Here is a 15,369-nt window from a genome sequence, read left to right on the forward strand (position 1 = left end):
AGTTTGATTTTTTCCATAGGATTAGGTAAAATGAATATTGGCTCTACAGTATTATGCAAAAATATAATCCTAAGAAAATTGAGAAAAAATGGCAGAAGTTTTGGGAAGAAAACAAGACCTTTGAGGTTGCTGAAGAAAAAGCCAAGAATAAATTTTATGCCTTGATTGAGTTTCCGTATCCGAGCGGAGAGGGTTTGCATGTCGGCCATCCGCGGCCATTTACGGCCATGGATGTGATTGCGCGCAAAAAGAGAATGGAAGGTTTTAATGTTTTGTATCCGATCGGTTTTGATTCATTTGGTTTGCCGACGGAAAATTATGCCATAAAGACCGGGAAAGCGCCGCAGGAGGTAACTGAAAAAAATATTGCCAATTTTACGCGCCAGTTAAAAATGCTGGGCTACAGTTTTGATTGGTCGCGCGTGATTAATACCTCTGATCCAGAATATTATAAATGGACGCAGTGGCAATTTTTACAATTTTTTAAACACGGCTTGGCTTATAAAAAGAAAATAGCTATCAATTGGTGTCCGAAAGACAAAATCGGTCTGGCTAATGAAGAAGTGGTTGACGGCAAGTGCGAGCGGTGCGGTACGCCGGTTGAAAAAAGGGATAAAGAGCAGTGGATGCTGGCCATCAGAAAATACGCGGATAAATTGTTGGCCGGTTTGAAGGATGTTGATTATATTGAACGCGCAAAAATTCAACAGGAAAATTGGATTGGCCGGAGCGAAGGCGCGGAAGTGGATTTCAGTTTAAAAAAACATAAAGAAAAGATAAAAGTTTTTACCACCCGGCCGGACACTTTGTTTGGCGCGACCTATATGGTTTTGTCGCCGGAGCATGAGTTGGTGCAGAAACTGAAACCGGAAATAAAAAATTGGAATAAAGTGGAAAAATATCTTGAAGAGGCCAAAAGAAAATCCGATCTGGAACGTACTGAATTGCAAAAAGAGAAAACTGGGGTTGAACTGCAGGGCATAAAGGCGATTAACCCTGTTAATAATGAAGAGATTCCGGTTTGGGTGGCTGATTATGTTTTGACCAGCTATGGTACCGGCGCCATTATGGCCGTGCCGGCGCACGATGAAAGAGATAGAGAATTTGCGGAAAAGTTTAAGTTGGAAATCAGAGAGATGGTTCCCGAAAATATGGAAAAAATAATGAAATGGCTTGAAGAGAAAGGTGTTGGCAAGGCCGTTGTTAATTATAAACTTCGCGACTGGGTTTTTTCCCGACAAAGGTATTGGGGCGAGCCGATCCCATTGGTTTATTGTGAACATTGCGGCGGTTGGATTCCACTTCCCGAAGATCAGCTCCCACTAGAGCTTCCTAAAGTAAAAAAATACGAACCCACTGACACGGGCGAGTCGCCGCTCGCGGCCATGGAAAAATGGGTGAACACCAAATGCCCAAAGTGCGGCGGTCCGGCGCGCCGGGAAACCGACACCATGCCCAATTGGGCCGGTTCCAGTTGGTATTTTTTAAGATATTGCGATCCGCACAACGACCAAACATTTGCGGCGGCAGATAAATTGAGATATTGGATGCCGGTTGATTGGTATAACGGGGGCATGGAACACGTGGTTTTGCATTTATTGTATTCAAGGTTTTGGAATCAGTTTTTATACGATATCGGCGAAGTACCCGCCAGCGAGCCGTATAAGAAACGCACTTCGCACGGTTTGATTTTAGCCAAAGGCGGCGAAAAAATGTCCAAATCAAAAGGCAATGTGATTAACCCGGATGAGATGGTTGAACAGTTCAGCGCCGACACCTTGCGCGCGTACATAATGTTTATGGGTCCTTTTGATCAGGCGGTTGAGTGGGACACCAACGGCCTGGTGGGTGTGCAAAGATTTTTGGAAAAGGTTTGGCAGATGCAGGAAAAATTAAGCGCCGAGTCATCGCCCAAACTGGTGGCTTTGCTTCATCAAACCATTGCCAAAGTTTCCGAAGACATTGACGGCATGAGATTTAACACGGCCATCGCCAAGATGATGGAACTGGTAAATGAAATGGTTGATCGTCAGGCGGTGTCAAAATCGGATTATGAAATTTTAATAAAATTATTATCACCGTTTGCTCCGCATCTGGCCAATGAGATTTGGGAACTTTTGGGAAATAAATCCGATTTGGCTTTTGAACCATGGCCAAAATTCAATGCGGCACTGGCCAAAGACAGTGAATTTACTTTGGCCGTGCAGGTGAACGGAAAATTGCGGGATGCAATTTTAGTTGATGCCGGAATCTCCGAAGCGGAGGCAAAACAAACCGCCTTAGCCAGCGAGAAAGTGCAAAAATGGCTGGAAGGAAAGAAACCTAAAAAAGTTATTTACGTCAAAGGCAAGTTAATTAGTATAGTTGTGTAATTATTATGAATACAGAAATGGGTTCAGTAGAATCTATTCCAGGTGAAAATAGAAAAGATTTATCCTTAGGGATATCCGACCAGGCAGAAGCTAAGGACTACATTAATAAATTACTGGCGGGCGGGGTTAAGCCAAAAATTTCAGTGCCAAAGAGATTTTTGGAAAATGTTTTAAAGGAAGGTTCGCTTTCCGCAAAGAAATCATGGATACCAAAATTTTCAATTTTAGTGGGGACCTTGAATATTGATCCATATTCATATAGCACAGATAAGGAAAGAGTGATATTTGAAGTGACTAATCCGGAAGTGCCGGTTGAACCGCGATTTACCGGCAAAGATAAAAAATTTCACGGAATAATATATTTTCCGGAAGGACACATTGATCTAAAAGATTTAAAGAGAGTTAATTAATTTATGTTACAGGAGGGGTTAAAGAAAATTGCTGATTCCAAAAGCAAAATGTTTTTTATATTTTGCCTTTGTTTTATTATTGGGGTTGGTATTTTTACTTTTGACGTAAAGCCGCCCGACTCGCCCAAAAATATAAATTATTATAACGGCAGTCAAATGGAACTCACTGGCTATGTTTCCAGTGAACCGAATATTGGCCTAAGTAATACGCAATATATTTTAAAGACAAAAACAGGAAAAGTTCTGTTATCCGCGCCTCTTTACCCGCAGTATAATTACGGGGATGAATTGCAAGTAAAATGTATTTTGCAAGACACCAAAACATATTTGATCGCGCAAGGGGTGTGGTCAATATGCAATAGGCCAAAAATTTTATCAGTTTCAACCGGCACCGGCGGTTCAATTTTAATGAAAAAGATATTATGGTTTAAAGCAAAAATAAATAAGCAGTTAAATCAGTTGTGGCCCGAACCAGACAGCAGTTTTATGGCCGGATTATTATATGGCAGTAAAAGCGGCCTGCCTAAAGAACTTTCCGATAATTTTAGCCGCACCGGTGTGACTCACATTATCGCCGTGTCAGGGTTTAATATCAGTATTATTGTCAGTTTCCTGATGTCTATTTTGATTTTGATTGGATTATACAGACAGCAGGCCTTTTGGGTGGCCGTTTTTGGAATAATTTTATTTGTGATTTTTACCGGCGCCTCGGCTTCGGTGGTGCGGGCGGCAATTATGGGGATAATTGTTTTATTGAGCCAATATTTGGGCCGGCCGGCGCAGATAGGTAACACGTTGGTATTTACCGCCGCGCTCATGTCCGCCTTAAACCCTTATGTTTTGATTTGGGATGCCGGTTTTCAGTTGTCATTTTTAGCCACATTGGGTTTGATCTACTTATCGCCGATAGTTAATTCATATCTGACAAGATTAAAAATTCCTGAATTTATTCTGGAGAATCTCTCCACCACTTTGGCGGCCATTATTGCTACCCTGCCTTTGATTTTGTTTCAGTTCGGCCGGTTATCCATAGTGGCTCCGCTGGTAAATATCTTAATTTTATGGATAATACCCTGGCTGATGCTTTTTGGGTTTGTTTCTTTGGTCATAAGTTTTGTGGTTTTTCCTTTAGGACAGGTGGCGGCGTGGATAGCCGGATTGGGGTTGAATTATGTTATAATGGTAGTTAATTGGTTTGGCAATCAATCGTGGTCGGCCATTGATATACAAATTCCGTTTTGGGCCATGGTTTTGCTCTACATTTTAATTATTTATATTTATGTCAAAAAAAATAAAAGTGCTGTCGTCCGCAGAGGGGTATAATTTAGCAGCCGATTATTACGATGAAAAGGAAAAATATTTAAACAGTTTTGAACAAGGCAAAATTTTGCCGATGCTTGGCGATGTGACCAATAAAAAGGTCTTGGATGTCGGCGCCGGCACCGGCCGCTTGGCGGTTTACCTGGCCAATAGGGGAGCCGAGGTCACGGCTTTAGATATTTCCGGAAAGATGCTGGAAATGATTAAACGCAAACATAAAAAAATAGTCACCAAAATCGGGGATGCGGAAAATTTGCCGTTTAAAGATAGTTCCTTTGATATCGCGGTGGCGGCCTTTTTAATTGTGCATTTAAAAGATCCGAGGAGATTTTTTGATGAGGTCTATCGGGTTTTAAAAGATGACGGTATTTTTGTTGTCACCAATATCAACCAGACAGACCCGCCCCTGGTTAAGACCAAGCAGGGAGAAATTATAATAGAATCCTTTTATCACCGGCCGGAAAAAATCAGGGAAATTCTGGAATCGCTGGCATTTAAGATAGAAAAGGAAACTTTTATAACACAAGGGGATGATGTTTGGATAAACCAAATTATAGTAGCAAGGAAATAGTTTACTTCATTGGCTTATGACAAAAAGGAGGGTTATTTTGTTTTTGTTTGTTATCCTGATAATGATTTTGGTCTTGTTTTTTTATATAAAACTTTCCCGATCCAATCCAAAATTCAGCGTCACTTTTTTCAACATCGGCCAAGGCGACGCGGCTTTGATTAAATTTAATAACGGTCAAAAAATGTTGGTTGATTGCGGTCCGGACAGAAAAATTTTAGCCAAACTCGGTGCGGTTCTGCCGTTTTATGACAAAACCATAGATTTTTTATTAATTTCTCATCCGGATGCCGACCATTACGGGGGTTGTGCTGATGTTTTGGACAGATATGATGTTAAAAAAATTATTACCAATAGCACAAAAAAAGAAACGGACCCTTATTGGCGATATTTTGACCAAAAAGAAAAACAGGAGGGAGCAAAGATAAAAATTATGACCGGGCCGGAAGAATGGGTGATTGGTAGTTCAACTTTGGGGTTTTTAAATCCGGACAGCTCGCTCGCTTTGTCTGCCAAGGATGCAGAAGGGAACAATGCTTCAATTGTTTTTCGCCTGATTAATGACAATGAAAAATTTTTATTTACCGGCGATATGGAGGTTCCGCTTGAAGACGCGCTTGAACAAAAGTATTGTTCATCAACCCCGCGTGATTGTCCAGCGCTTAAAGCCGATATTTTAAAAGTCGGCCATCATGGCAGTGATAGTTCTACCGGCCAGAAACTGCTAAGCGCCACAAATCCCAGAGAAACTATTGTGTCGGTTGGTCAGAACACCTTTGGCCATCCGTCTTTTCGGGTATTAAAAAAGCTGGAACGGGCCAAAATAAAGGTGTTGCGCACTGACGAGATTGGTGATATATTTAAGTACTAGAGGTATATGAAAATTAAAAATGTCATTTGTATAATTTTTGTATCCACGTTGGTTTTTTTACCCAGTCGGCTTGTTTTTGCCGCCAGCACCTCAACTACACCGGTAACGGTTGATTTTGACAATGATGGTTTGGCAGATACCTTGGAGGTTGCCTTAGGTACTGATCTGCAAAATCCTGATACCGACAGTGATGGCTTTAAAGATGGTAATGAGGTATATAACGGGTTTAATCCTTTGGTGGGTAATAAAGACCGGAGCATGCCGCGCAAAGTTGAAGTTGATTTGTCAAAACAGCAGTTGTATTATTATTTGAATGACGTCAAAATTGGTTCAATGCCGGTTTCTACGGGCTTGCCAAGAATGCCCACGCCAGTCGGAGATTTTAAGGTAATGCGCAAAGTAATGATTATAGATTATATTGGTCCGGGTTATAATCTGCCCAATACCAAGTGGAATATGGAATTTAAGAGGCATTTTTTCTTGCATGGCGCTTATTGGCATAATCAGTTTGGCATCAGGCCGATGAGCCATGGCTGTGTGAATATTGCCTATAAAAATGCCCAAAAACTTTATGCTTTTGTAGATGCTGGCGATGCAGTTAAGATATATGGAAAAACACCCTTAGCAAGCGTTGCTTTAGCAAAATAGTTCCTTTTATGGTATAATATAGACGTTCTAAAATCGCATTTTCTCTATGATCACTCACAGAGTAACAACTAAAGTGGCGCCGGAGCCGCCGGTACGTTTTTATCGCACCATTGCCATTTCTTTTTTAGTTATCACCCTCGCTCTTTTAGGAATTATTATTTTTTTTACCTCTAAAAGCGCCACGGTGGTGATTGTGGCTAAAAATGACAACAAGAATATCAGTTTAAATGTTGATATCGGTTCAGATAATAGCAGCTTGTCTATTCCCGGTATTGTCACAACTACGGTTTTTTCCTGGAGTGAAAAATATTTTCCAACCGGCAGTGACGTGTCAGATGGCGTGGCCACGGGTAAAGCCATAATATACAATGAATCAAATATTTCTCAAACACTGGTAAAGACCACCCGCCTCTTGACTTCTGCCGGCGTATTATTTAGATTATCAGAACGCGTTCTGGTTCCCGCGGGCGGCTCCGTGACAGCTGATGTTTATGCTGATCAAGCCGGCGCCAGCGGCGATATCGGGCCGAGCACCTTTACCGTTCCGGGTTTATCCGCGGACAGGCAGAAGTCAATTTATGCCAAGAGTACTTCAGCCATGAGCGGCGGAGTGAAGAAAGTTGGGATTCTAACCGATAATGATTTAAAAACAGCTGCCAAGGATTATGATGATAAAGTTGCCAAGGCGGTTAGCGAAGCCCTGGGGAACAGTCCGTATAATGCTTATGACGCAAAATTGGTCTCGGTAATTGATAAAAATGTTAAAGCCGATCATAAGGCCGGCGACGAAGTAAGTGAATTTACTTTGTCCGGCACCAGTAGTGTGGCAGTGGTTTATTACAACAGAACATCTTTGCAAACGCTGGTGGAAAAATCCATCAAGGATAAAATTGATGTCACGACCGAGAGAATCCTGTCGGCCAGCAAAGATCCACAGGTCTCATTGGTTGATTACGACGTCAAAAAGAATGTCGCCCGGTTTTCCGTGTATCAGGATGTTTTAGTCACTTTGGATGCCAATGCCGATCGTCTGTCAGTCAGTAATTTTTTTGGAAAAAATAAAGATGATATTGAGAGATATGTTTTGAGTTTACCGCACGTGGTAGGGGTGGACGCGCAATTTTCACCGTCTTGGATGGGCAGCGCGCCGAGCGTGTCGGATAAGATAAAGGTGGTTGTAAAGAGCGTACAGTAGTTTGATTAATTATATGAATAATGAAAAATTGGAAATCATGAGGCATAGCTGCGCTCATTTGGTGGCGGCGGCTGTTTATGAGCTTTATCCGGACGCAAAGTTCGGCGTCGGGCCGGTGGTGGAAAACGGCTTTTATTATGATATAGATTTTAAGAAGCCAATCGGTGAAGCTGATTTGGAAAAGATTGAAGCCAAAGCCGGGGAATTGGCCAAAAAAGATCTAAAATTTGAACGCCAGGAGATGTCTCTTGATGAAGCGATTAAATTTTTCAAAAAAGAAAAACAGGATTATAAGGTTGAGCTTTTGCAGGATTTAAAAAAGCACGGCACCACCAACCTGAAAGACGTTGAAGAAATGAAAGATATGGATGTAAAAAATGTTTCTTTGTATAAAACTGGGGAGTTTGTTGATTTGTGCCGCGGACCGCACATCAAGTCCAGCAAGGAAATCGGCGCATTTAAAATCACCAAATTGGCCGGGGCTTATTGGCGCGGTAAAAATGAAAATCCGCAACTACAAAGAATTTACGGCGTTTGTTTTGCCAAAACATCCGAGCTTGAAGAGTATTTACACATGATGGAGGAGGCGGAGAAAAGAGATCACAGAAAGATTGGTCAGGAACAGAAATTATTTTTTATTGATGATTTAGTCGGCAAGGGCTTGATCATGTGGCAGCCGAATGGAACAATTATTAGAAATGAAATTGAAAAATTGGCGGTGGAAGAGGAAAACAAAGGCGGATACGTGCGCGTGGTGACTCCGCACATGGCCAAAGAGGAATTGTATTTAACTTCCAAACACTTGCCATATTACAAAGACAGCATGTATCCGGCCATGACAATGGATGACGGTGTGTATTATTTAAGAGGTATGAATTGTCCGCATCACCATTTGATTTACCGGCACGAAATGCGCAGCTATAGGGACTTGCCAATCAGAATTGCCGAGTATGGTACTGTTTATAGGAATGAATTGTCCGGAACTCTGGCTGGACTGCTTCGGGTGCGCGGATTGGCCATGAACGATGCTCATATTTATTGCCGCAAGGATCAAATCAAATCCGAATTTAAAGCCGTGATGGAGCTGACAATGAAATATTTTGACATTTTTGGGATGAATGACTATTGGTTCAGATTATCAAAATGGAGTCCAAAACATTTGGAAAAATATATCAATGAGCCGGCCAATTGGGAATATGCTCAAAATATAATCAGGGAGGTCTTGGATGAAATGAAAGTTAAGTATGTTGAAATAGACGACGAAGCGGCATTTTATGGCCCGAAGGTGGATGTTCAATTAAAATCGGTAATTGGCAGGGAAGAAACCATGTCAACCATTCAGCTGGATTTTGTTGCTAAGCAGAGATTTGGCTTGGCCTATACGGACGAGACCGGTAAAGAGAATAATGAGGTCTTTGTGATTCATCGCGCTCCACTTTCCACTCATGAAAGATTCATGGCGTTTTTAATAGAGCACTATGCCGGCAGTTGGCCGGTTTGGCTGTCTCCGGTTCAGGTTTTGCTGGCGCCGGTTTCAGAAAAACATGTTGACGGTGCAAAAAAGTTGGCCAAAGAATTGTTTGAAGTCGGAATTCGCGTAGAAATTGATGATGCCAATGAAACGATTGGCAATAAAGTGCGCAAGGCCGTGGAACGGAAGATCCCATATATTGTGGTGGTGGGTGATAAAGAGTTGGGCGGGGAGGATTGGATGATTAGAGTGAGAGGACAGAAGGAGCAAGTGAAGATGTCAAAGGATGAATTTGTTAAAAAAGTAGCTGATGAAATAAGTAAAAGAAAGTAGCTTTTAATAAAAAGAAAAAAGCACCCATTACCGGGTGTTTTTTTATCCCCAGGTTTACCCTTGACCAATTGTCTTTTTTATGCTAAAGTATGTGGTTCCTGCCAGAGAAAGGCAGGTCAGAAAGGAGGCCTCTCGGATGACACGGGTCATGAGTTTGATGGCTTTCTACGCGACTTATCGTCTCTTAAAGGTCGCGTACCGTGCGACCGAGAGACAGCTTAGGCTATTCTTCGTCCCCAAGCCGGGGTGCGAGGGGGCCTACGAGGTGGATGAGCAAATCTTCGCCAAGGTTCGGACGCTCATCGTCAATTCCAGGTCGTTTCAGACCGAAATCTACCCGCTGAACGCCAGTGACGTGGGGGAAGATTTCCGCCTTGGCGACCAGGATTTCACCGGCTCGGTGATGGTCTGGCTGAAGGAAGTAGATCCTTTAGACGCACTGTTTACCGACAGAATCAAGGAGGTTGTGTTCGGAGAGGAGAAAGAGTATCGCTTTCAGTGCGGTTCCCGCAACTAGCATCTGGGCGCTCATCTTCACTCCTCTCCGGGCGCCTTTACTACTTGGACTCGGATTGGTATAATATATTTACTAAAATTTAATTTTATATCATATGTTAAGCGAAGCATCAGCAAGAGCGGCAAAAGCCAGACAATTTCGCGCTAAAAATGCTGAAGTAACCGTACCTCATAGAGAGGCCGCCAGAAAACTTAAAGCCCAGATGAAGGAAGAAAAACAGGCAACAGCAAGAAATATGGTTCGTGAGGAAATTGAAACTTTGGCTGACAAATTGGAGGCGGAAGGAGATAAAGCAATAAATGGAGTTTTAGGCACCATAATTGAAAATGGCGATGTTGATGATTTGGATGTTTTAAAAATGTTAGACGGTTTCTGTTATCTGAAAAGAACAGAATTAGAACATGACAAAGTTGATAGAAGTATTTTGATGAGAGATGATACCTTGAGGGCGCAGGTGAAAAAAGCTTTAGAAAATTATAGCACCGGTGTTAAAAACCAAAAGAAAATTTTTGACGCCAGTGCGGGATTTGAAACCGGAAAGGAATACGCGCTTAAAGAAGGTGAAGACGCCATCAATGAACTTATGAGCCGGGCCCGTCAAAATATTGACGGTTTGATAACCGACAGAATCAACGAGATGGCTAACGAAGGAAAAAATTAATGTCCGGTTTTTATCACATCACAACCTTCGGCTGTCAGATGAATAAAAATGACTCCGAGCGTCTTTCGGCTCTGTTAAATTCCCTTGGTTTACAAAACACAATTCGGCCGGAACAGGCCGATTTGTTGTTTATAAATACCTGCAGTGTCCGCCAGCATGCGGAAGACAGGGTGTTTGGCTTGGTGAGGGAATGGCAAAAATTACGGTCGGCCAAACCGAATTTGATTATCGGCGTTACCGGCTGTATGCCGGGCAGAGACAAGGACGGAAAGCTGAAAGAAAAAATTCCGGGAGCGGATTTATTTTTTGGCATTGAAGAAATGGTGATGTTGCCGAAATGGATCAGGGGATTAAATCCGGATTTGATTGCGCCAGCCAAGGGTTTAAGCGACTATCTTTTGATTAATCCGGTGAGAGAAAATAAAGCCAAGGCGTTTATTACGATTGCTACCGGCTGTAATAATTTTTGTACCTATTGCGTAGTGCCTTATGCGCGTGGCCGGGAAAAGAACAGGCCGGCTAAAGATATTTTAAATGAGATTAAGACCGCGGCTGTGGATGGCTGTAAAGAGGTAACTCTGCTGGGTCAGACCGTAAATAATTATAAAGATGGAGATTATGACTTTGTTGATTTGCTGGAGGATGTGAATAAAATTAGCGGGATTGAACGAATAAATTGGACGGCTCCGGATCCGCAGTATTTTAACGATCGTCAGATTGAGGCCTTAAAATTGCCCAAGCAAATGAATTATTTGCATTTACCAGCGCAAAGCGGGGATAATGAGATTTTAAGAAAAATGAATCGCAAATATACGCGTGAAGATTATATTAATTTGGTGAAAAAAATTCGCGCCGCTCGGCCGGAAATCGCTTTGGGCACTGATTTGATCGTTGGCTTTTGCGGAGAAACCGAAGAACAATTCCAAAACACTTTGGATTTATATAAACAATGCGATTTTGATATTTCCTATCACGCCATGTATAGTTCAAGAAGCGGAACAGCCGCGGCCAAGGCGTTTAAAGATGATGTGCTCCAGGAAGAAAAAAAGCGCCGTTGGCGCGCGGTTCAGGATTTGATGGAAGAAATTGTTTATCGGAAAAATCAAAAATATTTAAATCAGACAGTTTCGGTTTTGGTTGATTCGTGCGAAGAGGGGGTATGTAGCGGAAATTCCAGCGAGATGAAACTGGTTCAGTTTCCGGGCAATGAAGATTTAATTGGCCAGATTATTGATGTTAAAATCACCAGGCCGGAGATGTGGGTGTTGAGAGGAGTGCTAGTTTAATTAGAATATTATTTGGTAGAGGGTACACTAAAGTTTGATACTTTTGAGAGATATTTTTAAATATAAATTTGAAGTCTTGTTTATTAAGAATTTTAATGTTTTGGGCAATACCCTGTCTAATAATGCAAGAAACGAGATAGTATATATTAAGGTTAAAAAATTATTTTTAAGTATCGTGATTATAAAATTTGGTTTATAATCCATCTTCCAGAATATTATATAAAGAATAAAATGTAATATGCAGAAGAATGCTATTGGCCAGAATGGAGCTTTAAAACCAAGTAGATCCCATTTTTCTGGCTCACCGAATTGGTTATTACTTTCGGGCGAGTTATAAATTTTATCATTCTTCATAATCCTTGACCAAATATCAGTGAATTTGGTTCCAGATATTATAAGTAGTAACCATTGAAAGCAGTCAGATATAAATTTTATAATATCGGTTATAATTACCCTCCAAAATAATAATTTTAACCTAAGTTTAAAACCCTTTAGTGGCATGGTTGGTTTTGTATGAAGCAAGTATAGCTCGTCGAGTAACATATTTGCTGTTATTTCTTTATTTTTTTTATAAAATTTGTTCAAGATAACATCATAAAAATACTCATCATTTGAAGTAAAATCTATCGGGCCAGTAACTTTTTTTATTTTATCTTGGTTACTCAATGATATGTAAGATCCTTTGTCATCTTCTTTAAGTTTTCCATAGCTAACCCTTATGGATAGGGGTTTAATGTTGCCATCCTTCAGTACATTTTCATTACTGATGTAAATATAGAATATTGATCCCCAATCGTCTGAACCCATTTTTCTAATTATACTAAAGCCAAATTTGCAATCTTTTAAAGGAGTGAGATTCAAAAATAATCCATTAGTTCCTATATTAAAATCTTTTATGAAATCTTGATTTTCCATATATAAATTTTATGTTAATAAATTGTAATCAATTTTTGCTTATTTCCATTAAAACTGCTAGAATGTTTAAAGTTATTCAGATTATATAGTAATTGTGTAGTTAAGTCAAAAATTCACATGGACCGAACCCTGCCAAAATTAATCGTCATCCTCGGTCCCACCGGCTCCGGGAAAACGGATCTGGGGATTGCGGTTGCCAAAAAGTATAATGGCGAAATTATTTCGGCTGATTCAAGACAGATTTACAAACAAATGAACATCGGCACGGCCAAGCCCAAGGGGGAGTGGCAGGACGGCGCTTATACTGTAAACGGCGTTCCGCACTATCTAATGGATATAATCAATCCGGATGAAAATTTCACGGTGGCGGATTTTAAAGAGCAGGCCACTTTCCATATCAATGACATTTTAAAACGTAAAAAATTACCTATTATTGTCGGCGGCACCGGATTGTATATTCAATCAATTGTAGATAATTTGGATATTCCTAAAGTGGCGCCCAGCACCGAGCTAAGATCAGAATTAGAAAAGAAAACCCAGCCGGAACTTATAGAAATATTAAAACAACTTGATCCGGAATCTGCCGAAAAAATAGATTTAAAAAATCCGCGCCGGGTTTTGCGGGCGCTGGAAGTGGCAATGATAACCGGTGAATCATTTTTTAATCAAAGAAAGAAGCAAGTGCCACTTTATGACGCCAAAGAATTTGGTATCAACATTTCCAAAGAGGAATTATATAGACGACTGGACGCCAGAGTGGACCAACAAATCAAAGACGGGCTGGTTGAAGAAGTAAAAAATTTATCTCAAAAATACAGTTGGGATTTGCCCAGCATGAGCGGAATTGGTTATAAACAGATCGGCTGCTTCCTGCGTGGCGAAATGACTTTGGAACAGGCAATTGAAGTTTTAAAGAGAGATACCAGAAGATATGCCAAGCGCCAAATGACCTGGTTTAAAAAGGATCAGAGAATAAATTGGATTACTGATTTAGAAGAATTTCATCTCCCATGAAATCAAGACGCTGACCTGTCACAGTGTCATCGGCCTGAACATGAACCTTGGAAACAAGCGTATTTTGGGTAGGATTGAGTTTGCTTAAGATCAAGGTAAATGGCATAGCCAGGGTATCGGCGTTTTCCGGCATTTCCGGAATCGTCCAGGTAATTTTTTTAGCCGCGCTGTCAAAATTGAAAGTTCCGGCCGGAGCGGATGGCTGACCTTGCAAACTAACATCGCCGTAAACATCAGCCGTTAAAGTCACATTCTTCAAAGCATGAAAGTGGTTGGTCAGCACCCAGTTGATTTGATGGGTTTTGTTGTCGCCGGAAGCGCTGTCGCGCGGATCAAATTTTAAATCGGAATTTAAAGTGATCACAATCAGATTGCTGGAAATGGTGTGGCTGGCGCCGGTGGAATCAGTATAAGAGACCTCGGCGGCGGCATTTATTTGAAAGGCGGATAAATTGGAAAGATCAAAATTTTCTGAAGTTTTTATCGGAATCTTTGTATCAATGGTAATTTCATCTCCTTTGTTAACCGCTCCCAAACCGGCAATCTGTGTTTTGCTAAAGGTCATCTCTCCGCGTCTTATAGTGTCGCTGATTTGTACGCCTTTGATGTCCGCGTTATATTTATCAACTTCCTGCGACCAATCCAAAACACTCTGCCGGTTTAAAGATGGCGCGTCCAAATTCAATTTAACAATCGCGTTTTTTAGATTACTGTTGCTGGTGTTTTTAAGATCAATCGTGATGTTAAGCATGTCCCCGGGCTGGGCATTGAAGTTAGCCATTGTTCCGTTCATGGTTAAACTGAATCCCAAATCACTTTGCAAAAGTTCTGTGTTAAAGTCGGTTTTGGCCAATTGGAAAACTTTATCATTGGCCGAAGAACTCAAGATACCCGAAATTGTGTTCGCGGACGAAGAGCTGGAGAATTTGCCGAATAATTTAAAAGTGTAACCGGTGTTGGCTGTGGTTGAAGGGCCTGCGGCCAAATCAATTGACCATTTTTTATTTTTGTTTAAAACCGGTGTGGCTGAAGCGATGTGAAAATTAGCAGGCACTGAAGGAATTAAATCTAGTTTGCTGACTCGGGACGGGTTTTCTTGCTTGACGGTAAAGTCATACTCAACCAGATTGCCGATGGCCGCTTTGTCCGGGCCGGCTATAGTCAGAGAGAACGGAGAATTGGTGGTTTTAACTTCTAAAATCGCGGTTTTCTGAAATTCAGAATTAAAATTTTCCGGTTGATAGGTTAAGAAAGCCCGCCAGGATTGGCTCTGGTCGGTTGAGCCATAAGTGATGCCGGTGATGGTGATGGTTCCAACTTGGAAAGGGGACAGCTTGCCCAGATCCCATTGGGTATGGCCGGTGTTTTGCGCGTCCGGATTGCTGGAAATGAAGATAAAACCAGCCGGATATTCAACATTTAAGACCGCGCTTTCAAGCGACAAGTTTTGGTTGTTTTTATAATCAATTTGGTAGGTGGTGGTTACTCCGGCCATGATGTTATCTGGACCGTTTACACTAAGATTGACTTTGTCGGCGGAGAATTTTCCGTTTCCGGGCATTAGGAAAAAGCCGATCCAGGCAATGGCGGCGAGTACCGCGCAAAAAATAATAAAAATAACCAGAGTTTTTAAAAAAGAACGGCCTTTTTTAATTTTAATTTTTTTCATATCAGGCAAATTACCATGGTCATCTTCATAAATTGAAACCAGTTGTTTTTCAATCTGTGAGTTTTTAACACTGGCTAATTTTTTTGTCGTCATCCTTTTGCGCGGCGTAGGCATATAGG

14 protein-coding genes are annotated in these 15,369 nt (G+C 41.3%); 12 read left to right on the plus strand and 2 right to left on the minus strand.

Annotation, left to right across the window (positions count from 1 at the left end):
• Nucleotides 1-53: 53 nt before the first annotated feature.
• The 11 genes from WC526_01175 to miaB all read left to right on the plus strand — a co-directional run bounded on the left by WC526_01175 (nt 54) and on the right by miaB (nt 11,652).
• Complete coding sequence (locus tag WC526_01175) at nt 54-2,372, plus strand: class I tRNA ligase family protein (GenBank protein MFA5061740.1); 2,319 nt, start codon at nt 54-56, stop codon at nt 2,370-2,372.
• A gap of 5 nt (nt 2,373-2,377) precedes the next feature.
• On the plus strand, nt 2,378-2,782 hold the full coding sequence (locus WC526_01180; GenBank protein MFA5061741.1) for a hypothetical protein: 405 nt from the start codon (nt 2,378-2,380) through the stop codon (nt 2,780-2,782).
• Nucleotides 2,783-2,785: 3 nt separating this feature from the next.
• Complete coding sequence (locus WC526_01185; GenBank protein MFA5061742.1) at nt 2,786-4,105, plus strand: ComEC/Rec2 family competence protein; 1,320 nt, start codon at nt 2,786-2,788, stop codon at nt 4,103-4,105.
• The gene (locus WC526_01190) at nt 4,062-4,673 is read left to right on the plus strand and encodes a class I SAM-dependent methyltransferase (protein MFA5061743.1); all 612 of its coding nucleotides are present in this window, start codon (nt 4,062-4,064) and stop codon (nt 4,671-4,673) included. Before WC526_01185 ends, WC526_01190 begins: the two co-directional genes overlap by 44 nt.
• Before the next feature lie 16 nt (nt 4,674-4,689).
• Nucleotides 4,690-5,541: an MBL fold metallo-hydrolase gene (locus tag WC526_01195; GenBank protein MFA5061744.1), complete on the plus strand. Its 852-nt coding sequence runs from the start codon at nt 4,690-4,692 to the stop codon at nt 5,539-5,541.
• Nucleotides 5,542-5,547: 6 nt separating this feature from the next.
• On the plus strand, nt 5,548-6,189 hold the full coding sequence (locus WC526_01200) for a L,D-transpeptidase (GenBank protein MFA5061745.1): 642 nt from the start codon (nt 5,548-5,550) through the stop codon (nt 6,187-6,189).
• A gap of 46 nt (nt 6,190-6,235) precedes the next feature.
• Nucleotides 6,236-7,384, plus strand: a complete 1,149-nt coding sequence (locus tag WC526_01205) for a hypothetical protein (GenBank protein MFA5061746.1) — start codon at nt 6,236-6,238, stop codon at nt 7,382-7,384.
• Between the two features lie 13 nt (nt 7,385-7,397).
• A complete protein-coding gene (gene thrS / locus WC526_01210; GenBank protein MFA5061747.1) occupies nt 7,398-9,188 on the plus strand; it encodes a threonine--tRNA ligase in 1,791 nt (596 codons plus the stop codon).
• A gap of 79 nt (nt 9,189-9,267) precedes the next feature.
• On the plus strand, nt 9,268-9,705 hold the full coding sequence (locus WC526_01215; GenBank protein ID MFA5061748.1) for a hypothetical protein: 438 nt from the start codon (nt 9,268-9,270) through the stop codon (nt 9,703-9,705).
• A gap of 94 nt (nt 9,706-9,799) precedes the next feature.
• The gene (locus WC526_01220) at nt 9,800-10,366 is read left to right on the plus strand and encodes a hypothetical protein (GenBank protein ID MFA5061749.1); all 567 of its coding nucleotides are present in this window, start codon (nt 9,800-9,802) and stop codon (nt 10,364-10,366) included.
• Entirely contained in the window at nt 10,366-11,652 is a 1,287-nt protein-coding gene (gene miaB, locus WC526_01225) for a tRNA (N6-isopentenyl adenosine(37)-C2)-methylthiotransferase MiaB (GenBank protein MFA5061750.1), read from the plus strand. The genes WC526_01220 and miaB overlap by 1 nt, the downstream gene beginning before the upstream one ends.
• Before the next feature lie 27 nt (nt 11,653-11,679).
• Here the strand turns inward: miaB and WC526_01230 are convergent, their stop codons facing one another.
• Nucleotides 11,680-12,567, minus strand: a complete 888-nt coding sequence (locus tag WC526_01230; protein ID MFA5061751.1) for a hypothetical protein — start codon at nt 12,565-12,567, stop codon at nt 11,680-11,682.
• A 117-nt stretch (nt 12,568-12,684) separates the two neighbouring features.
• Between WC526_01230 and miaA the strand changes: the two genes are divergently transcribed.
• Complete coding sequence (miaA, locus tag WC526_01235; protein MFA5061752.1) at nt 12,685-13,581, plus strand: tRNA (adenosine(37)-N6)-dimethylallyltransferase MiaA; 897 nt, start codon at nt 12,685-12,687, stop codon at nt 13,579-13,581.
• Here the strand turns inward: miaA and WC526_01240 are convergent.
• On the minus strand, nt 13,550-15,364 hold the full coding sequence (locus tag WC526_01240) for a hypothetical protein (GenBank protein MFA5061753.1): 1,815 nt from the start codon (nt 15,362-15,364) through the stop codon (nt 13,550-13,552). The two genes, miaA and WC526_01240, sit on opposite strands and share 32 nt — an antisense overlap.
• Nucleotides 15,365-15,369: the final 5 nt, after the last annotated feature.

Source organism: Patescibacteria group bacterium (assembly GCA_041649475.1).
Lineage (GTDB): Bacteria > Patescibacteriota > Patescibacteriia > Magasanikbacterales > GWA2-37-8 > JBAZNA01.